Annotated in this window: 23 protein-coding genes; 2 read left to right on the top strand and 21 right to left on the bottom strand. The window is 40.1% G+C overall.

Translation table 11 applies throughout. The features are described 5' to 3' along the window. Positions 1-27: 27 nt before the first annotated feature. The 19 genes from ACQV1I_RS11005 to ACQV1I_RS10915 form a co-directional block, all read right to left on the bottom strand. Positions 28-1,326 carry a hypothetical protein gene (locus tag ACQV1I_RS11005; RefSeq protein WP_116334434.1) on the bottom strand — a complete coding sequence of 433 codons (1,299 nt, stop codon included), beginning with the start codon at positions 1,324-1,326 and terminating at the stop codon, positions 28-30. Positions 1,327-1,671: 345 nt separating this feature from the next. Beyond that, complete coding sequence (locus tag ACQV1I_RS11000; RefSeq protein WP_116334435.1) at positions 1,672-2,823, bottom strand: hypothetical protein; 1,152 nt, start codon at positions 2,821-2,823, stop codon at positions 1,672-1,674. Between the two features lie 431 nt (positions 2,824-3,254). Continuing rightward, positions 3,255-3,878 (bottom strand): glycoside hydrolase family 73 protein, encoded by a 624-nt coding sequence (locus ACQV1I_RS10995; RefSeq protein WP_116334436.1) that lies wholly within the window; start codon positions 3,876-3,878, stop codon positions 3,255-3,257. Then, positions 3,875-4,120, bottom strand: coding sequence for a hypothetical protein (locus tag ACQV1I_RS10990; RefSeq protein WP_116334437.1), 246 nt, complete (start codon positions 4,118-4,120; stop codon positions 3,875-3,877). The genes ACQV1I_RS10995 and ACQV1I_RS10990 overlap by 4 nt, the downstream gene beginning before the upstream one ends. Continuing rightward, entirely contained in the window at positions 4,117-4,587 is a 471-nt protein-coding gene (locus ACQV1I_RS10985; RefSeq protein ID WP_116334438.1) for a phage holin family protein, read from the bottom strand. Before ACQV1I_RS10985 ends, ACQV1I_RS10990 begins: the two co-directional genes overlap by 4 nt. Positions 4,588-4,675: 88 nt before the next feature. Then, positions 4,676-4,807, bottom strand: coding sequence for a CD1375 family protein (locus ACQV1I_RS10980; RefSeq protein ID WP_268878072.1), 132 nt, complete (start codon positions 4,805-4,807; stop codon positions 4,676-4,678). A gap of 61 nt (positions 4,808-4,868) precedes the next feature. Beyond that, positions 4,869-4,991 (bottom strand): CD1375 family protein, encoded by a 123-nt coding sequence (locus ACQV1I_RS10975; protein ID WP_268878073.1) that lies wholly within the window; start codon positions 4,989-4,991, stop codon positions 4,869-4,871. Continuing rightward, positions 4,991-5,236: a hypothetical protein gene (locus ACQV1I_RS10970; RefSeq protein ID WP_236645824.1), complete on the bottom strand. Its 246-nt coding sequence runs from the start codon at positions 5,234-5,236 to the stop codon at positions 4,991-4,993. The genes ACQV1I_RS10975 and ACQV1I_RS10970 overlap by 1 nt, the downstream gene beginning before the upstream one ends. A 15-nt stretch (positions 5,237-5,251) precedes the next feature. Then, positions 5,252-7,195, bottom strand: a complete 1,944-nt coding sequence (locus ACQV1I_RS10965) for a hypothetical protein (RefSeq protein ID WP_116334439.1) — start codon at positions 7,193-7,195, stop codon at positions 5,252-5,254. Positions 7,196-7,211: 16 nt separating this feature from the next. Continuing rightward, entirely contained in the window at positions 7,212-7,592 is a 381-nt protein-coding gene (locus ACQV1I_RS10960; protein ID WP_116334440.1) for a hypothetical protein, read from the bottom strand. A gap of 3 nt (positions 7,593-7,595) precedes the next feature. Then, positions 7,596-7,901: a hypothetical protein gene (locus tag ACQV1I_RS10955; RefSeq protein WP_116334441.1), complete on the bottom strand. Its 306-nt coding sequence runs from the start codon at positions 7,899-7,901 to the stop codon at positions 7,596-7,598. Then, the gene (locus tag ACQV1I_RS10950; protein ID WP_116334442.1) at positions 7,898-8,452 is read right to left on the bottom strand and encodes a putative phage tail protein; all 555 of its coding nucleotides are present in this window, start codon (positions 8,450-8,452) and stop codon (positions 7,898-7,900) included. Before ACQV1I_RS10950 ends, ACQV1I_RS10955 begins: the two co-directional genes overlap by 4 nt. Next, positions 8,445-9,551: a baseplate J/gp47 family protein gene (locus ACQV1I_RS10945; RefSeq protein ID WP_116334443.1), complete on the bottom strand. Its 1,107-nt coding sequence runs from the start codon at positions 9,549-9,551 to the stop codon at positions 8,445-8,447. Before ACQV1I_RS10945 ends, ACQV1I_RS10950 begins: the two co-directional genes overlap by 8 nt. Beyond that, complete coding sequence (locus tag ACQV1I_RS10940; RefSeq protein ID WP_116334444.1) at positions 9,544-9,912, bottom strand: hypothetical protein; 369 nt, start codon at positions 9,910-9,912, stop codon at positions 9,544-9,546. Before ACQV1I_RS10940 ends, ACQV1I_RS10945 begins: the two co-directional genes overlap by 8 nt. Further along, positions 9,909-10,424 carry a hypothetical protein gene (locus ACQV1I_RS10935; protein WP_116334445.1) on the bottom strand — a complete coding sequence of 172 codons (516 nt, stop codon included), beginning with the start codon at positions 10,422-10,424 and terminating at the stop codon, positions 9,909-9,911. Before ACQV1I_RS10935 ends, ACQV1I_RS10940 begins: the two co-directional genes overlap by 4 nt. Beyond that, positions 10,424-11,440: a hypothetical protein gene (locus ACQV1I_RS10930; protein ID WP_116334446.1), complete on the bottom strand. Its 1,017-nt coding sequence runs from the start codon at positions 11,438-11,440 to the stop codon at positions 10,424-10,426. Before ACQV1I_RS10930 ends, ACQV1I_RS10935 begins: the two co-directional genes overlap by 1 nt. Further along, on the bottom strand, positions 11,440-12,093 hold the full coding sequence (locus tag ACQV1I_RS10925; protein ID WP_116334447.1) for a LysM peptidoglycan-binding domain-containing protein: 654 nt from the start codon (positions 12,091-12,093) through the stop codon (positions 11,440-11,442). Before ACQV1I_RS10925 ends, ACQV1I_RS10930 begins: the two co-directional genes overlap by 1 nt. Before the next feature lie 14 nt (positions 12,094-12,107). Continuing rightward, positions 12,108-12,377, bottom strand: coding sequence for a hypothetical protein (locus tag ACQV1I_RS10920; RefSeq protein WP_116334448.1), 270 nt, complete (start codon positions 12,375-12,377; stop codon positions 12,108-12,110). A 65-nt stretch (positions 12,378-12,442) separates the two neighbouring features. After that, positions 12,443-12,691 carry a hypothetical protein gene (locus tag ACQV1I_RS10915; RefSeq protein ID WP_116334449.1) on the bottom strand — a complete coding sequence of 83 codons (249 nt, stop codon included), beginning with the start codon at positions 12,689-12,691 and terminating at the stop codon, positions 12,443-12,445. A gap of 49 nt (positions 12,692-12,740) precedes the next feature. Between ACQV1I_RS10915 and ACQV1I_RS10910 the strand changes: the two genes are divergently transcribed. After that, complete coding sequence (locus ACQV1I_RS10910; RefSeq protein ID WP_094702890.1) at positions 12,741-13,037, top strand: helix-turn-helix domain-containing protein; 297 nt, start codon at positions 12,741-12,743, stop codon at positions 13,035-13,037. Further along, positions 13,007-13,900, top strand: a complete 894-nt coding sequence (locus ACQV1I_RS10905; protein ID WP_116335481.1) for an IS3 family transposase — start codon at positions 13,007-13,009, stop codon at positions 13,898-13,900. Before ACQV1I_RS10910 ends, ACQV1I_RS10905 begins: the two co-directional genes overlap by 31 nt. Here ACQV1I_RS10905 and ACQV1I_RS10900 read toward each other — a convergent pair. Both ACQV1I_RS10900 and ACQV1I_RS10895 read right to left on the bottom strand, forming a co-directional pair. Continuing rightward, entirely contained in the window at positions 13,897-16,956 is a 3,060-nt protein-coding gene (locus ACQV1I_RS10900; RefSeq protein WP_161555077.1) for a phage tail tape measure protein, read from the bottom strand. The genes ACQV1I_RS10905 and ACQV1I_RS10900 overlap by 4 nt on opposite strands. Further along, positions 16,943-17,209 (bottom strand): hypothetical protein, encoded by a 267-nt coding sequence (locus ACQV1I_RS10895; RefSeq protein WP_116333892.1) that lies wholly within the window; start codon positions 17,207-17,209, stop codon positions 16,943-16,945. Before ACQV1I_RS10895 ends, ACQV1I_RS10900 begins: the two co-directional genes overlap by 14 nt. Positions 17,210-17,297 lie beyond the last annotated feature (88 nt).

Genomic DNA, 17,297 nt, shown 5'->3' with positions numbered 1-17,297 from the left:
AAGTATTGATTTTAAGATAATTTCATATCATAAATTTTTATACGGACTCATATCGATACGCTTTTGAAGATATTTCTCAGCTTCAGATTGAATTTGTTCTATAAGGTCAGCTATAGTATGTAAATGATATATTTGTGAATTAGTATTCATAGTATGTAGTAAATTGTTGAATTGATCGTCTGAGAAGTATTTGAGTGAAGGTCGAACCTGCAGTCGAAAAAGTTCGTATGATTCAGTATAACTACTGCTTCTCGAATAGTTACGAATAATAAAGTCTGGATACTCTGCAGAACGCCCTACGCTGGTTGCTAGTTCTTTTATATCATAAAGCAGACCATTTGGCATAGATGATTTTAATTTATTAAATTTCTCAATTACCTTCTCATAATGCATTTCTTGAGTTTCAGATATAAACCATGAAGAAACAAAGCAAGAGATATCATTTGACAAAATAGATTTCAATTGTTCCTGAGTTTCTTCATCAAGAAACGGATAAAGCCTCGGTGCTTTTCTGAAAAAATATATAAGATTATGTACGATTCGTTTTTCAAATGAAATATTACTATAATATGCTTTCTCTTCTGAAAAAGCAGTGTATACAATCTCTGGATACTTACTGAGTATGACCATAAGTGTTTCATGGGTTGCCCAACGATGTTCGATAGCCTCAGGGCTATTTGTACGATAAGCCAATTTGTATAAAGATCGAAACAATTTCTTAATGGCTTTATCTGTGAAGTAGATCAGATACTTTTTATGAATAATGTGATCATAATCCACTTGATAAACTGAAAAAGGGTCTCCCCATTGCTCATGCAAGGCTGGGAACTTCATAATGAAGTGATCTACAATTTGATGTGTAAACATAGATGGCTTATTTAATATTCCTTCCAGCATGTTACGAATGTGCGCGCGAACGGTCTCTTTATTTGGAGTGAAAAGCAAGTCTTCCGATGTAATAGCTGGATGAGCTGAAAGATTCCGATGAGCCTTTAAAGCATCAATATTCGCTAAATCATGTGCCTCAATTAATTTTGTTTGCTCATATACCTTTTTTACTAACGAAGTTTCCCATTTGGAAAGTGATGTGTCCTTTAGGCGTTCTTCATCTATTTCATCAAGAATCTTCTTAGCACCTACATCTTCTTCTCGATCCACAAGATCTTTCAATTTATTAATCAAGTCAGTGATTACGACGGTATATAAACTCACGATCGCGGAACGGTAGTTCCCTATTTGATATGAGGAGAGTACCTCTTTGAAATATTCTTTCGTTAGAGGGTGCTTTATTTGTTCTGCGGCAAGCTCAAGTGAAAAATCATTCATCGTTTAGTATCCTCCCATTTTCTATCCCTATTAAAACTCACCTTCAGTTTATCATAATATTTTTAATAATACTTCCGGATAGTTTTGTAGAGAAAGTGCCAGTTTTGAACCAGCACTTTTTAAAGGATTATTTATTCTGCGGTTCCTGTCCACTAGCAATCCTCAGCTCATCAGCCAATTGCCCGATCCTCACAGCTTCATCCTTCATCCCCATTTGATTATAGAAAGCCCATTGCCCTTGTAAATGGCTAATAATTTCATTCGCTACCTCCGTTTGGAATTTGTTCCAGTTATCTATGTCGAAGAATAATTTAGGAAGGCAGTTCCCCTTACTGTACTAAATATTTAATAAGAACTTGGCGGGTCATTTAAATAGTAAGTATCAGCAATTTCACCTAAGGTTTGATTACAACGCCAAGAATCCGCAATTGGTATCGAATCATTTTCCATACGACTTCCAGGAGCTAGTTTCATTGGTATACCGCCGTAATCACTATGCACTTTATCAAGACCCAGCTTGTAGATACCTATATGGTTAATAGCGGCCCCGACAAATATTTGGTATACACCAGGTCTAGTATTAGTAGTGGTTTTTGAAAGGACTAGCGATTCTGGCTGATTTGCTCCTCCTGACATTTCGGGGGAAGTAATCCTTCCAAGCAGGATAAGAGCAGCACGATATTGCCGAACGAAAATAGACTCTGCAGCCAAAGATGCATTGGGTCCTATTAAATTAGTACCTGGGTGAACTGCTTTTGCACCGAAATCTCCAAACGCTTCATAAGCATCTATATTCTTACGGAAAGTATCAAACTGTGGATGCCAGATAGCTGCTTTAATATCCTCAATTCCTTTATCTATTTCAACGGACTTAATTGATCTACTCAGCGATAATATGGTATGAGGGGTTTCTTTTGTTTTAATTTCATTGTTTATTAATTCGATTGAAGGTCCAATATCTTCAAGAGCGATCGACAAATCGGGTAGACTTGGGTTAATTTTTGATATTTGCCCTAAAAGAGGAGAAAGAATTGGCTCACGCTTGATATTTGGATCAGCTTTTCGTAGATCATACTTAATGTCGTAACCCTTTGGGTTACCATTAGGTGCAGCAGTCACATGAATGACTGAACCATACGTGGTACTTTTTGAATCTAAGTCACGGATACGAATATCCCAACTTCCATCTGGCATTCCTGGTGGATTGAACTCTTCGCGCCCTTCTAATAGTATGGGAAGATTTGCCTTATGTGTATTATTATCTCCAACAGAAAACATGTATCGAAACACCCGGTTACTATGAGGCGTTTGAAAATCTTTCCCGCAAATATCCTCAACACGACTTCCAGAAAGAGTAACTCCATAACCACCACTAGGTTGACTGGCACGGTATACTTCAATTCTATAATACACACCGCCGGGGGATTGATCTGCTACATCCAATTGTGAAACATTACCGTCATTGCAGACACTAATTGCGACTTGTCTAAGGCTCATTTTTTAACACCCTCCATTATTTCTTATACTAAAGTAATTCTCAAGTGAGCTTTAAACTATACGGACATAAAGCATTTTTTCCGGCATGCCAGAAAAGGGCTTGTTTCATTGGCCAAAATGCAAAATAAAACGAGTTTAGGTGATTTGCCACCTTATGATGTGGCAATTTGGCACGTTATATGGGGGAGTGCTTTATGATATTGCCTTGCTGTAAGGTTTCGTCTAAAGATCAGAATCCATAACGATAGCTTGTTAAAGTTCCAGGAACTGGGGGGTGAGGATTAGCGATAAACAGGATTGAGATTGCTAAGTCGTTCTAATCTACGATGAATCTGAAGAGAAATATCCGATTCCTATAGGGTTTAAGGAGGTAATTTTTTATACATAAGGGAAAAGAAAAGTGTAAGTTCTGAACCGACACTTTCCAAGGATTATTTATTTTGAGATGTTTGTCCACTAGCAATCCTTACCCGATCAGCAAGCTCACCAAGGTATTTCGCTTGCTCCTTCATCCCCATTGCGTCACTTACTTTCCATTGTGTTTTCAATACTAAAATGATCTCATCTGCAAGCATTCTATCCATAGTTGTTTCCTCCTTGTCATATTTAGCTAACCCATACTTTTCAATCAATCCAATTAGCTTACCTGGATAACCGGGGTCAGTGGCATATCCGCCTTTGTGGATAGCATGGCAAGCAGTCTTATAAACAGCACCTAGTACGCCATGATAGCGTGTAGGCTTGTCTCTGGTACCGTTTAAGATTAGCTTCGAATGATCTGAAATAGACTCGCCCCAGTTGTTATAAGCTCTGAAATTAGCTGTGATAGTTGTCCATTGACCGTTGTAATTTTCCTTTGTGGGCATGGCGCAAACACCTGCTGGTCCTGTACCTTTGATACCAAAGAGGTTGTTTCCTCTCTTAGTTAGTCCACTTTCTCCCCAAGCTGATTCAAGGATTGCTTGAGCAATTGTAAGAGATGCAGGTATCTTTGTTTTCTTCATGTCAGCTACAGCACTAGGTGCTATCTTATTAATAAAATCCTGTGGTTTCATTGCTTGTTCCCTCCGTTGTCCGGTTTTACATAGCTATAAGCTCCTGCAGCCGTTAATCCAACTACCACCGCTGTTAGTAAATTGGTTTTTAATTCTCCGTTTGGAAGAAATACAAATAGAGCTGAAAAAGCCATAGCGACTAATGGAGCGAATTTGTTAGGGACCCCAAACCCTTTAGCCACACCAGTAAGCGCCGCAACAATTGCGGCTAACGTAGCGATATCAGCAGTCATCTCCATCATTTCCCCTCCTTGTGTCTCTGTGATCTCTCAGCTTTTGCCTTTAGTTCTGAGCCTACGAACTTCAAAATGGATGAGGGAATAAGCCTTTCAAATCCAGCTCTAGCAACGTTGGCCGTAAAGCTCACCCATGTGTGATAAATCAACCCAAATGTAACACCGTAGAAAAGAAAACCAGGTGTTTGCATTGCTTCATCCATAAGGTTAGCGGCTATAGGAAGGAGTAAAACAATTAAAGTACGTGGTATCCCTTTCCTTATCCCGTAGTCAGAGGAAAAGGTTTGATCCCTCATAGCGGCCGCAATACCTGATATCCAATCGAGTGTAATTAAGAAAAATAGAGCAAAAAGTATTTTGTGACGATCGGAACCATATAGAAAGTCTACATACGGGAGGATCGCGGCCCCTAGCACAGCCATGACACCGTTCTCCGCTTTTATAAAAGATGGTAGCTCCCAAGTAAATCTCATGTGTCATGCCTCCTCACCCCTTAGGGTAATTAAAATAGGGAGCCTCTCAGCTCCCCACGAAAAAACGCCTCTCCGATTGGAAAAGGCGCTATTTAGTTAGGTCTTCATATCCCAGTACAGTAAGTTGTCGCTTAACTTCAGGTCGTATTTTGGCTGGTACTTGCGTATAGGTTTTGTCGCCATCCAAGATCAGATATACGTATATAGTCGCAATAGCCATGATTGATTCACCCCCTTTCACAAGAACCAGAAGCCAAAAGAAAAACGCCTCTAAAGCTACTTTAATCAGCTTCATTGGCGTTCAATTGACTTTCAACTTTATCTCTAAGTTGCTTAGGTACTTGCTCCAACGTTTTGTCACCTGATTCGATTAAAGAACAGTAAATCGGAATCATTGAATCCATTAGTCATTACCTCCTGATTGTAATTCTAAAAATTGTTCATAGAGTTCTGTCATAGCAATCATGGTATCTGTAACCAACTTGTCCGACTTTACGATATGCTCGTACATGTCTGTGACAGTGAGCATTAGATCACGCTTTTCTTTTTCGAGTTGGTCTACCTGGTCTAGCAATTTCTTTTTTTCTTGCTCCAATTTCTCTTTATCAGCACGCAATTTTTCTAAATCCGATGATTTTGCAATTTCCAATCTATATCACCTCTCTTAGTCAAAAGAAAAACCAAACGCATCAAATTCGATTGGACCTAAACTGTCATTAGCAAAGACAGTAATCCTCACATTTAGCCCCCATTTATCCGCTTGCTTCACCCGATTTTGTAACTCAAGGTAATCCCTGTTTAAAAACGCTTGTGTCATGTCTTCCCATGTGGGCGACTCGTCCGCAGCATTATTACTTACCTCCACCAGTAGTTTCGCTGGAGTAGTTCCATCCTCAGCTATTTTGTACACGGCATTCATCACAAGTCTATGAGCTTCTACCTTATCGAAGATAGGCTCTTTTAGTTGAAATTGAAGAACATTCCCTACTCGGATTGATTGAGTAGTAGACCAGTTGCCAAATGCTCCTGTTGTTCCGTCTACAGCAGCCATGCTCCAATAATAGGTTTTATTTTTTAGTAGAGGTTCGCTGTCGCGCATATCGAACCGTATCTTTTTCCCTTTAACGATATCGTTACTTAATTTGTGATCGTCAAACGCCTTCCACTCATGGCCATCATAATAGCTCCAGTTTTTATAATTGAATTCGCCGTTGTAATAACGGATATCTTGAGTAAATTGCTCATCTGATGCAATCCTGATAACAAAGCTTTGTCTATCATTCTCAGGATCGTTACCAGCTAAAGCCTCGAAGATCGGGTTTGTATTCGTCCTATAGGTGTTGACGGGTAAAGTCAGTGTCGGGGCAGACGGTGGCGTATTCGTGATGAAATATTGTATTGGCGTGTGTACGCTGAATATATGTTCTTGTGAGCATACCCGAACTGTCCAATTATATAACTCTCCTGCCTTCAATATTCCTGGATGCACCTCGTATTGGTTCTGAGATGTTATCACAAAGGGGATAGGTATTACCAAAGAATTCTCACTATCAGATTTTCTTATTACTATCTCAAAAGCATATTTTTCGATTCCTTGGGGGTCATAGTAATCCCATTTTAGGGTAGGAGCTAAGCTGGCTCCCCCTGGCTTGTCCTTACTTCCTAGAGGTGATACCGGAGTAACTATTGGAACTTTATATGTTTTAATATACTGCCTGTCACTTTCTGGGCTAGGATTGTCGTATTGGTCCCAGACTTTTACTGTATAGTAGTATTCCGTGTCCGGTGTCATAAAGTATAACGGTGTTTTTTTCGTACTACTACTATTAGCCACTTTGCCTGTGTCGTAAAATAGACTATTATCTATCTTCTTTTTGATAACTAATTGATAGGCCTTTTGAATGCTCCCGACATCGGGGCTACTGTATGACCATGCGAATGTAGGGTCTGAACCTACCATAGCTGGGGAACTGCTTGACCCTGAAGGGCTGAGGTTAGTTGGTTTATAAGGACCTTTTACAGCTGTAGCTAATAGAAAGGCCACAATTGCTGAATAGTTACCTCCCCCATCAGAAATAGAAGCAGGTTGTGCATCTTGTTTCCGTATGTTATCTATTACAAACATATGAGCTGAATTTAACGTAGGTCCTGCTTGGACTATTGGAGTATATGATGGTAACGATGCACCAGTGCTTAAACGATTTACTAATAAAATTCCCATACCATTATGTTTATTTTCAGGTAATGTCTGTTGAGGTGTTCCTCGACCATGAGGAAGATTATTATGTCCAACTAATTCTGCATTACGAAAAACAGCAGCAATTGTATACTCTTTCATAGAAGTAGCAAAAGTAAGAGTTGTAGTCATGTCAGACATAGCCGTATATATAACTGCCGAGATAGAGTCAGGCTGAACTCCTCCTGTGTTGTATGCAACATTTTTAGTATACGCAAGACTCCCATTAGTAGAAGTGATTTGTAAACTTACATCAGTATTTGGCGACCTAGCGAATCCTATGATCATATCGCCTTTTTTTAAAGTTACATCTTGACTAATTGGGTCTTTATCAAAGCTCCATTTGTACGGTATTGTAATTTTCGAATCCATGGTTGCCCTCCTTGTATCACGGCAAATAGACCTTTTGGTTCACTGAATCAAAGGCCCCTTCTAATAGGTTGATATCGTCCAGATTTCGAAACGTTTCGATCACAATATTTGCATCCACACCAGTTAAGTTAGCGTTGTTTTTCGTTTCCTGCTCAATGGTTGCCGCGATAAAATTCAATTGGAAACGCCTAATGGTATCGTAAGTACCCATCAACTGGTTTATTTCCTCTACTATCCTGTTTAGTATGGCAGCGTTAATCCGACTGCCTTCTTGAACGATTCCTAGTTTCACTAAATCTACTATCTCTCTTCTTCCATCTGACCAAACAATTTCATACTGTTGTTCCTCACCATAGTTATATCTTCTATCAATGAAATAAGGTAGCTTGTCTTTCATACTTTAAATACCCTCTTTCCACAAAAGTGAAATTGGTATTTCTATTCTAAGCTCCACATCGGGCTTGACGATGTTAATCTTCCCCGTTGGATCAGACCAGCACACTCTTCCCTGCTTATCTTTAATAACTCGACGCGTAATCACTCCAGCTTCATTAGCTGGTACATCAATAAAAAAACTTACCTTACTACCATCTATTTCACTGGTGAGCGGCATGGGTTTTGATATGCCGTTGATTTCTATTTCAGCCGTGTTAAATAGAGATTGCAAGTGTTTCGCTTGCTCTTGGAGCGCAAATTGATTAATCACAGTTCATACTCACCACCTGATGAAAATGTATTACAAATTTGATAACTTGCTACGTTGATGATTGGTTTCTTCTCGGTGATAAATTGGATGTTGCATGTTTTGTCTTCCATTCCATAATCATGTGCTTGGTGTGACGGTTCCGCTTTATTTAACAGAGCATTAAACCTAAGTAAATCAAAGTGCTTGTTTCCAACAATTTTAATCCGATAACGAAAAGGTCTAACTTTTTTGATGATTTTCGGTGTGAAACCATAATCATTTGCAAAAGCTATTATCTTACTTGCTGTAAGAGCTCCTTTTGCTCGTTCCTTGTTGAGTAGGGCTAATTGCCTCTCACGTTTTGTACTAATACCCGGTAACAAGTCATAAATTTCTTCCCATCGTGGCAACAACCAATCTGTTGTATCTAGTGCTAACTCGTTTTTTAACTGCTCTTGCCATTCAAGCACGTCTTGCAGTTGTTTTTCATAAGCCTGTAGCTCTCCAGTCGATAAGACATCTGAATCATGATAAAGCCCCGTATCGGTGAGCTGTCTTACTAAATTAAACAATAGTAATCACCCCAGGGAATGGAAGTTGCTGTTCTGTTAAATAGATTGGTTCTGCTGGTTGCTGGATAATTGGGTTTTCCGCTCCTTCCGCAATCAAAGCGGCAGCAATGTGTAAAGGGTAAATCGTACGTTTTCCAGTAAGCGATTTAAGATATTTTTTAAACGTATCCTCCACTTTTTCTTGGGTTAAATCTGGTGCATGGACAGTTAGAGGAACGAATACTTCCTCAGGTGCAATGACTTGTAAGTCGATATTGATAGGTTCAATACTTGGATCAGTGAGCATATCATAGACTGCCTTTATTTTTTCTGGACTTGGTATTGTCCAGCCGCTTGTTATCAATAGATCGGTTGTTCCTTCCCCTCGTGCGTGTTTTAATGCCTTTGCAGAAGTGATACCTGGTATCTTCATCGCCTGATGCTCTAACCAAGCTGGTGATCCGTGCCAGTCTTCCATTCGAGTAGCCTCGAAATACCGCTCACGTAAGGAGTCATCGTCTTCTTGATCTGACCCATCTTTAGTCGCGTCTAAATTGGCAACGTATGATATTCCAGATGGCGGTTGCTCATAAAAGCTGATGATTTCCCCTGCATAAATATTGCCATCCTCACCAGGAACGACAGCTTCATAGGGAACAGATACCTCAAGTACATTAGGGGCCATATAGATAGTGGCTGAGTTCTGGAACACAATCTCCTTTTTACTTATGACTTTGACTTCGCCAGCGGGGATATTTATTTCAGAATCAACCGCTGTAAGGTTAGGGTCACGTTTGAATTGAAGGAGCTTTCCCGTAGACACCGTAGCTGGTTTCCGTTCTAAGGACTGACTTTTCGCATGTGCCTCTAAATAAATTCCTTTAGCAGTATCAGGCATGTATTGATCTACGCACATGGCTCCATTCAGATAAAGCGTATATATTTGTTGAGCGACAGCTGATGCCCTTATATGTGCATCACTAAATGGCATGATGTCTAGCTCTATTCCCTTCTTTAGAGCTGTTTGTTGCCAGTCGTATAAGATTTCATCAAGGATTTGTTCAAATGACTTAATAGGTATGCCGTTGAACTCCTCGGAATACTCAATGCTATCAGTCATACGGCACCTCCAAATCAAGAATTTCTCCACTAGGAAGACTAACAGCCACGATAAGCTGACCACTATCTTCTAACAAACGAACATCAGTAACTCCACTAATTTCCTCTTGATCTATTTCATGCTGAAGTGCTTCTTTCGCAAATAAAGTAGCTTGTTCTAATCGCTCAGATGGGGGGATTTTTTTAAGCGAATGTATCTTACTCCCTGCGTTTTCATATCCCGGAATGGAAACGACTCCTGATCGCATCAATAGTGCGTTTAGGAGCCGTTGTCGAAGTAATTGCTTTTCAGTTTTCCATTTGGCAAAGTTACCTGAACTATCTAAGCTATAGCCACTAGGATACTTCATTATTGGATTCATAACCGTACACCACTCTCATCCTTGATACTGACAGACTCAGCTACCACAGAATAAGACTTTGTTTTAATAGCAATACCGTTTGCTGTCCATGTTTCCTCTGAAATAGGTTTACCGCTTGCATCCAGCATACACAGGGTAACGGTTCCGTCAGCTTTGAAATGTTGATAAGTCAGTGTTCCTTTGTTAAGCATTGTACCAGCTGCAAAGATAATAATATCACCAGGATTATATTGTGGGAGTAGTGTGGATCGGCTGGATACCATTTCAAGTGCTTCCTCTGGCCAACTTGTCATTGCTCCAGCAAAAGTACCATCCTCTGTATGTGTAAAAGCCACCTGAGAGCCAAGGGGAGGCAAAACATAAATACCAGGTGTTAACATGATAGGCGCATCAATTGGCGCTCCTGGACCATCTCCCGACACTCTTGGACCATACGCATGTCGTTCTGCTTGTTCGATATGAGCTACTTCTATATTTTTTTCAGATTGACTGAGTTGATAGCCTTTGTTCATTACCCAAGCACCTCCTCTAATGGTCTACAAGTAATCGTTGTGATCTCTCCGTTTTGCACAGAGCAAGAATAACGCACAGAACTGATTACCCATTGTAAATTGAAGCCTCGTACACCTAACCTCTTTATAATGTTAGCCTTTCGCCCTGGTCGTACTACTCGTGTGCCTTTCAGAACAATTTCAACCTCATTTGTCCCGATCTTATTCCTTGCAAATTGGCGCTTTATCATTTTTTTCGTTTCCCCTACAGTCTTGGCGCCGCTCATAACCATTCGTCTTTTTAATTTGTCTGGTACTGTCTTATCAACCTCTTTAACCAGACCTTTTTTCTTACCTGTTCGATAAGCCCAAATTTCACTTTTCCGGTTAGCTCCGGATGTTTTTTTTCTAATAGACAAAATGGGAATTTCTTTTGGCCCTGTAGGTTTATCAGCAAAAGTGTAAACAACGTCAGGCCATGGTTGGAACTTGCCCAGAAAGTACGTGTTGTCTATACGCCATATACGTAAATCATTTTCTAGTGCATGTTCCTCGATCGTATCCCATCCGTTTTCACCTATTCTAATTTGTTTCTTGTCAATCATTATGGTGGGGGCTTTATAGTTGATTGCTAACCCACATTCCTTAAAAATCTTTGTTGCTAAATCCTTTAGAGAGATTTTTTTATGCGTGATTGGAATAGCATCATTTTCAATGAGAAGTAAACCGCTGTCTCTACAGTCAATCCGGATGCCTCCCCCTTCGCTTACAGAATAAACCTCTTCGATATCATCAATGTATCCCGTTTGTATGACTTCTCTTCCGCTGCCATTTGAGAACTCGGAGACTAGTTCGATCTTATCTCCCCATCCTAGAAGCTCTGTGTAATTACCTGTTGGATTAGCTATGTCTACAACAAAGCGATTAGCTGGAGTCGCAATATCAATAGTGACATCCCACTCTGTTAATCGATTAATTTCCCATCGAGGCCCTTTTAAGTTTGTAGCAATAATTCGAAGTATTTTCTGGTCAGCCATTACTTTTGGGGCACCCCTTTTAGCGTAAGTTTCAAACCAGGTTTCATATCTTTCACAGTAACCTTGTTATCTGACATGATCTTTTTATGTTTCAATGGGTCCTTATAGTATTTAGATGCAATATCCCACAACGTATCTCCCTTCTTTACAACATAAACCATATCTTTTGTAGTAGGTTTATTTTTAGAAGCTTTGTTCTGTGCCTTGGGCGTGTAGGGTTTTGTGTTCGCTCCCTGTTTCTTCTCTTGCTGACTCCATTTTGGTTCATAGTGTTCGACCAACGAAAAAGAGTACGGTATATCTCCAACCGTACCCTCTTCACGTTCACCTTTTAAATTTTCTATACGGAACTCTCGACCTTCAACCGGCTTTCCCAATTCACTACCGTACATTTTTAGGATTGTACCACTCTCTTGAAATGCCCATAATTGCTCAATCAACTGGATAGGCGACATGGACGGTACGAAAGGTTTTGATAGAAATATCCCCCTCACCTCAACCGTTACTGAATCACGCCCCATATCTTGGGTTTCCGCTCCTCTACGGAAGGGATATTTATGTTTAACCAGCAACATGCTACTGTTGAAATTTATGCTTTGGGGGTTGTACGGGAAGACAAAATTCCCGTTTTTTGATTCAAAACGAAGAGGCAAGGCTATTCTCCTCCTTATGCTTCATCTTGCATGTCTTGGCTTGGATATCTCTTGTCTTTAAATTTATAAACAGTGATACCCAAAAATACGATCATAATAGCAAAGAAGATAATGATTCTGGTATCGTCACTAAAATTTTCAAACAATGCTGTTTGAGTGATTACAAAATCAGACAGGCAAACAATTAAAAAAGTCTTTATGGCCTCCCAAACATTATGTTTTACTTTGTTCTTAAAAAAGAATAGACCTGCGACTAAAACGATAGCTTCAAATATAAGAATCATAAGAATCCTCCTAAATATATAGATAGGAATATTATGGTTTAAAAAATTTTTTTATTCAAATTATATTATTCTGGCACTTGCATTGCTCTTCTAGGTGTTAATAGACGGTTTGGAGTATTATCAACTAATTGTGTTGGAGATTGAATAAACCCTAAGTTAAAAGGAGTATTATTATGTACCTCCAACCTATTTACAGTATTTACTTGAATAGGGTCTTTAGGTTGAGTAAACCATCTATTAAATTCGCCAATTAAATTAATAAACCCCTGATTAATTGTATCGTTTTGCTGAAGTGCACCCCTTAAAGTAGACATTGGAAAAAGCCCCAAGGTTATCCGATGACTTTAGGGGGTGTATTTTTTTATGGCGGTTAAAGGACAAAAATTTAAAAGTTATCCAGAATCATTGAAAATGGAAGCTATTCGTTTACACATTGAGGAAAAGTGGACGTATAAACAAATTGTAGAGCATTTGGAAATTCAGGACAAAGATCGCTTAAAAAAGTGGATGAGAAAGTACAGACAACAGGGTGAGTTTGGACTTCTAGATCGACGCGGACGTCGTCAGGCCTATATTGATCAGGATAGGTATGTCCAAAAACTGAAGCGCGAGAATGAAATCCTAAAAAAGTGTTTGGAAATCTGGATGCGGGGGGTGTAAGGAAGAAGTATCGAATTGTGGAGAGTTTGTCTACAATATATCCAATTACTGAGGTTTGTAAGGTGTTAGGAGTTTCGAGAAGTGGCTATTACAAGTACCTCTCTACTAGAAACTTGTATAGGGATAAATCGATGAAAAAACGGATCAGAACGATCTATGAACAAAGAAAAGGAATATATGGATATCGCCGAATTCAGGCCGAACTGTTACGCCAATTTGGTTGTAGGGTTAATCATAAGAAAGTATTACGCATCATGCAAAATCTGGGACTCAAAGCCATCATTCGCCGTAAACGTGCCTATATGACTGCCCATCAAGCAAAGGTATCGGATGGACGTGTTGCAGATAATTTACTCAAACGTGATTTTACCGCTCAAGAGCCTAATCAAAAATGGGTAACTGACGTTACCCAATATCGCATCGGTGAAGAACGTATCTACCTTTCTGCAATCAAAGATTTATGTACGCATGAGATTATCGCTTATCATATCAGTACTCGAAATGACAATGCGCTTGTTCTAGAGACTTTTAGGAAAGCATTTGAAATGCAAAAAGACGTGACTGGTTTGATCGTTCACAGCGACCAAGGTTCCCAGTACACGTCCCATGCATACCACGACATGCTGCCTACGGTTGGCGCCCAAATCAGCATGTCCCGACGGGGCAATTGCCTAGACAATGCCTCGATAGAAAGCTTCTTTTCTCATTTGAAAACCGAAGCCCTATATCCCTATGATATACGAGATCTTCAAGATGCTCAAAGGAGAATTGAAAATTACATTTATTTTTACAACGAAGAACGTCTTCAACTGAAGTTAAATAAACTGACGCCTAGTGAATTTAGGCGTCAGTTAGCGGCCTAACGGCCGGGGTTTTTCTTACTGTCTACAAAACGGGGGCTTGACCATTGCTGTGAAACGGGTTTTAATATTTCATCAAGCATTTGAGCTTTAAAACTTCCTTTCACGAAAGGATCATCTTCAGTTTCTTTAGTTTGCTGGACTCTGTTTCTCGCTGTTGGTTCGTTTGATGCACCTTTCCGCCACATTCCCTCCTTGGGCAAATAGTGTTGTGCTGTAGCAAACTCTTCATTCGTTAAACGACTCATCCGTATACTATCAACATTTTTGTGTACCACTAATTTCTTCTTCATCTTCTCGTCGATGTACGTCGCCGGATCGTCAACATTATTTCCAAATAAATCAGTAGTATTGTTCTTTACGTTTTGTACCGCTTCTTCCCATAATTCTTGGGATAGTTGGTTAATTACTTCTGTAGGCGCTTGATTTCGATAGCCCATTAACATGTTACCAACCGTTTTCATTTGTTGCTGATAAATATATGTTTGGTCTCCAGTTTCCCCTCTTAGCTTATCTTTTGCCTCATTTGTAAACCAAAAGCCTGCCCCTATTTCATTCATGATTTTCTCTTCTTTTGCATTTCCGCTTAGATGATTTACTGTTGTCCCTACAGCGGAGCCTACACCAGCAGATAGCAATAATGCACCTGCTGTTCCACCCATTGTTACGGCGCCCTCAGCTATAACTGCTCCAGCCCCTGTTGATTGCGCCACATGACCTACCGGGTTTCCAAGCCAGCTATTTATTGCGGCCCCAATTGCTACATTATCAACAACAGATTTTACATCCTCAGGAATAAATTCATTAGCTCCAAACATATTAGCTACGAACCATGCACCGGCACCTAAACCAGCAGCTCGTCCAACACTGCCCTTTCCCATTTTCTTTTTCTTTTCTACTTCAGGTTTCTCATTTGAAACAGGTACAACTCCACCATTACTTCCACCCTTGCCGCCACCATTTACCTTGTCACCATATACATGAACTACATTTGCACGTATAGTCTTGTCATTATCAATTGCTGGTACGTTGGAAGGATTTTTTCTTTTGCTCGTCATGTCTTTTACTTTCTCACCAAACTTTTGACCAGCCTTCCATACTTTCGTACCTTTCTCCCCAATATCTATAGCTTTTGATACACCCCAGATCAAAGCTAAACCAATTGCGGCGTTTTCTGCCATCTTAGCCAGCCCTTGAAGTTCACCAGGTAGGTTTTCAATTTTCAAATCAGTGGCATCTATGGCAAGTACAATATCTTTACTGGCCCCAGCAACATCACCATTTAGTAGCTTTAGAATAGCGCTACCTGCCCCTTCTGCAAGGGGTGTCATTGCCTCCCCAATTTGAAATCCGTTCACAGCTAAGTTCATAACTTTAGAATAGGTCTCACCTATTTCCACATTTAGCTTATCTTTCAACTCTTTAGATGAGTCCTCAACACCGCGTCTAATCGTGTCAAAACTGAACTTACCTTTTGTTGCAAGGTTTGTTAGTTCTTCAGTGGTTGCTTTTAACATCGGGTTAAGGGCTTCACCAACCTTGACTTGGATTGCATCAATAGATTTTCCAAGAGCAACAAGTTCCCCCTTAGAGGTATTCGCTCTATCATCTGCATATCGTTTGGTTATTCCTTTGCTGTTATGAAGCCCCTCAATCGTCTCTAGCATTTGTTTATAGCCCGAATCAGTGAATAGGGTAGTAACAGATGCCGCTTCCTTCCCAAACAGCGTAGAGCCTACCTCTAGTTGCTCATCTTTTGATAGTTTCTGCATGTGTTTATTCAAAATAGCAGATTTCCGTAGGATTTTTTCATTTCCTTTTTGATCGGTTGGAACAGATCGGTCAGCCTCTACTTGTTTATTTACGCTGTTAACCTCTTTTACAATGGTTTTTACAACATTCGCTACACTTGCTGATGAGATTCTACCCATGGCCGCGTCTGACACATCAAGCTGTGTACTCTCTAGGAAAAGAGTTCGTAGGGCAGTACCAGCCTTTTCACCTTCAACACTAATCTTTGATAAAACCACCTGCATGGCTTGGGATATAGCAAAATCTACGTCCCCAATAGCATTGGTGAAATCCGTGTACTTTTCGGCATACAACAAGTCACGTGGATCTAACGAGGACATATCTACCGTCATTGTGAACTGGTCAGCGACTCTTTCGAAATTCTCAGGTGTGTAATCCTGTGCTGCTGCTTCTAGTTTATTAGCTAGATATTTTGATGCCTCATCTGGTGCAATCTCACTATTAGCTTGCGCAAAATCAGCTACTACCGGAAGGGCTGCCTTTATTGCTTTTGCATCCATGTTGTTCTTACCGAGTTCCTTTGCCATGCCAATATAGCCGAGAATATCCGTTTCTCGATCAGTGCGAAGCCCTTGCTCAATGACATATTTGTTGAGGTCTGCCATGTCTTTATCAAATGATTTTTTGTCAAAGACTCCTTTGTTGATGTAATTTTGCTTCAAAGGAGAGTTCATTTTCGTTAGCTCATACTCATAGTTCACATCTTTCATAACAGAGTGAGTAGCAAAGCCAGTGACAGCCAGTGTACCCACCATGGCACCTCTTCTGAGGTGATCGCCTACAAATCCTTGAAAGCCTGCTGTGGCACCATTAATCTCTGACATTAAGTTTTTAGCAGAGCTAGCTGTTTCTTGTATTTTCTTTTTCAAATGATCTGTTTGCCGTTCCAAGCGTTTAGCTGCTTTCTCACCAGCGTTAAAACCTGTTTCTAACTTTCGACCAGTACTTTGCGCTTCGTTACCAGCGCTCGAAATCTTTTGCCTGGTATTCTCAATGCTTTTTGATAGTTGTTTAATTTCTGTTTGCTTGCGCCCTACCTCTTCTAAGCGCTTCTCCAAGGTCTTCACATCAGAGGTAGTCTTTTTCGTTTCACCGCCTGCATCTTTCATACTCCGATCGATTGCATTACCTGTTTGCTTAGACTGCTGTTCGAGACGATCGTATTCATGGGCAAGTCCTTTGAGGATTTTGGACATATGATCTTCGCCACTTATGATAAATTCAATGTCGTCCTTATTCCCTGACATTTTGTTCATCCTCTCTCGCAATTTCAGCATCTAGTTCCGCTTCAATCTGCTTTTGTTGGTCTTTATTAGGTAAAAGACTCTTTCGGTATGCAATGAATGCTTTCAAATGTTCTTCTCGGTCTTCGCGGTAATAGCTACTAACTTCTTTTCCGCATTGAACACAACTAGGCGGTTTCATGATTCCTAAAGCTCTGTTTGTTCGGCATCCATCACACATTTGCTTCTCTTCGTCCAATCGCTCAGCCGAACGCATCACGTACAACCAAAGCAATTGCGGTTCATTGAGAGTACCCGATCCATTCAGTGGTCGATAATCACCGATATCCTTAATTAATCTGTAT

This window comes from Brevibacillus sp. JB24b (assembly GCF_051713385.1).
Classification (GTDB): domain Bacteria; phylum Bacillota; class Bacilli; order Brevibacillales; family Brevibacillaceae; genus Brevibacillus_B; species Brevibacillus_B laterosporus.
The sequence above is the reverse complement of the archived record's forward strand: the minus strand, read 5'-3'. Positions and strand labels throughout refer to the sequence as shown.

Bases quoted from the DNA above. Each gene is read 5' to 3' on its own strand.
- ACQV1I_RS11005 (WP_116334434.1), bottom strand. From the start codon at position 1,326: ATGAATGATTTTTCACTTGAGCTTGCCGCAGAACAAATAAAGCACCCT.
- ACQV1I_RS11000 (WP_116334435.1), bottom strand. From the start codon at position 2,823: ATGAGCCTTAGACAAGTCGCAATTAGTGTCTGCAATGACGGTAATGTT.
- ACQV1I_RS10995 (WP_116334436.1), bottom strand. From the start codon at position 3,878: ATGAAACCACAGGATTTTATTAATAAGATAGCACCTAGTGCTGTAGCT.
- ACQV1I_RS10990 (WP_116334437.1), bottom strand. From the start codon at position 4,120: ATGATGGAGATGACTGCTGATATCGCTACGTTAGCCGCAATTGTTGCG.
- ACQV1I_RS10985 (WP_116334438.1), bottom strand. From the start codon at position 4,587: ATGAGATTTACTTGGGAGCTACCATCTTTTATAAAAGCGGAGAACGGT.
- ACQV1I_RS10980 (WP_268878072.1), bottom strand. From the start codon at position 4,807: ATGGCTATTGCGACTATATACGTATATCTGATCTTGGATGGCGACAAA.
- ACQV1I_RS10975 (WP_268878073.1), bottom strand. From the start codon at position 4,991: ATGGATTCAATGATTCCGATTTACTGTTCTTTAATCGAATCAGGTGAC.
- ACQV1I_RS10965 (WP_116334439.1), bottom strand. From the start codon at position 7,195: ATGGATTCGAAAATTACAATACCGTACAAATGGAGCTTTGATAAAGAC.
- ACQV1I_RS10960 (WP_116334440.1), bottom strand. From the start codon at position 7,592: ATGAAAGACAAGCTACCTTATTTCATTGATAGAAGATATAACTATGGT.
- ACQV1I_RS10945 (WP_116334443.1), bottom strand. From the start codon at position 9,551: ATGACTGATAGCATTGAGTATTCCGAGGAGTTCAACGGCATACCTATT.
- ACQV1I_RS10940 (WP_116334444.1), bottom strand. From the start codon at position 9,912: ATGAATCCAATAATGAAGTATCCTAGTGGCTATAGCTTAGATAGTTCA.
- ACQV1I_RS10935 (WP_116334445.1), bottom strand. From the start codon at position 10,424: ATGAACAAAGGCTATCAACTCAGTCAATCTGAAAAAAATATAGAAGTA.
- ACQV1I_RS10930 (WP_116334446.1), bottom strand. From the start codon at position 11,440: ATGGCTGACCAGAAAATACTTCGAATTATTGCTACAAACTTAAAAGGG.
- ACQV1I_RS10920 (WP_116334448.1), bottom strand. From the start codon at position 12,377: ATGATTCTTATATTTGAAGCTATCGTTTTAGTCGCAGGTCTATTCTTT.
- ACQV1I_RS10915 (WP_116334449.1), bottom strand. From the start codon at position 12,691: ATGTCTACTTTAAGGGGTGCACTTCAGCAAAACGATACAATTAATCAG.
- ACQV1I_RS10910 (WP_094702890.1), top strand. From the start codon at position 12,741: ATGGCGGTTAAAGGACAAAAATTTAAAAGTTATCCAGAATCATTGAAA.
- ACQV1I_RS10900 (WP_161555077.1), bottom strand. From the start codon at position 16,956: ATGTCAGGGAATAAGGACGACATTGAATTTATCATAAGTGGCGAAGAT.
- ACQV1I_RS10895 (WP_116333892.1), bottom strand. From the start codon at position 17,209: ATGCGTTCGGCTGAGCGATTGGACGAAGAGAAGCAAATGTGTGATGGA.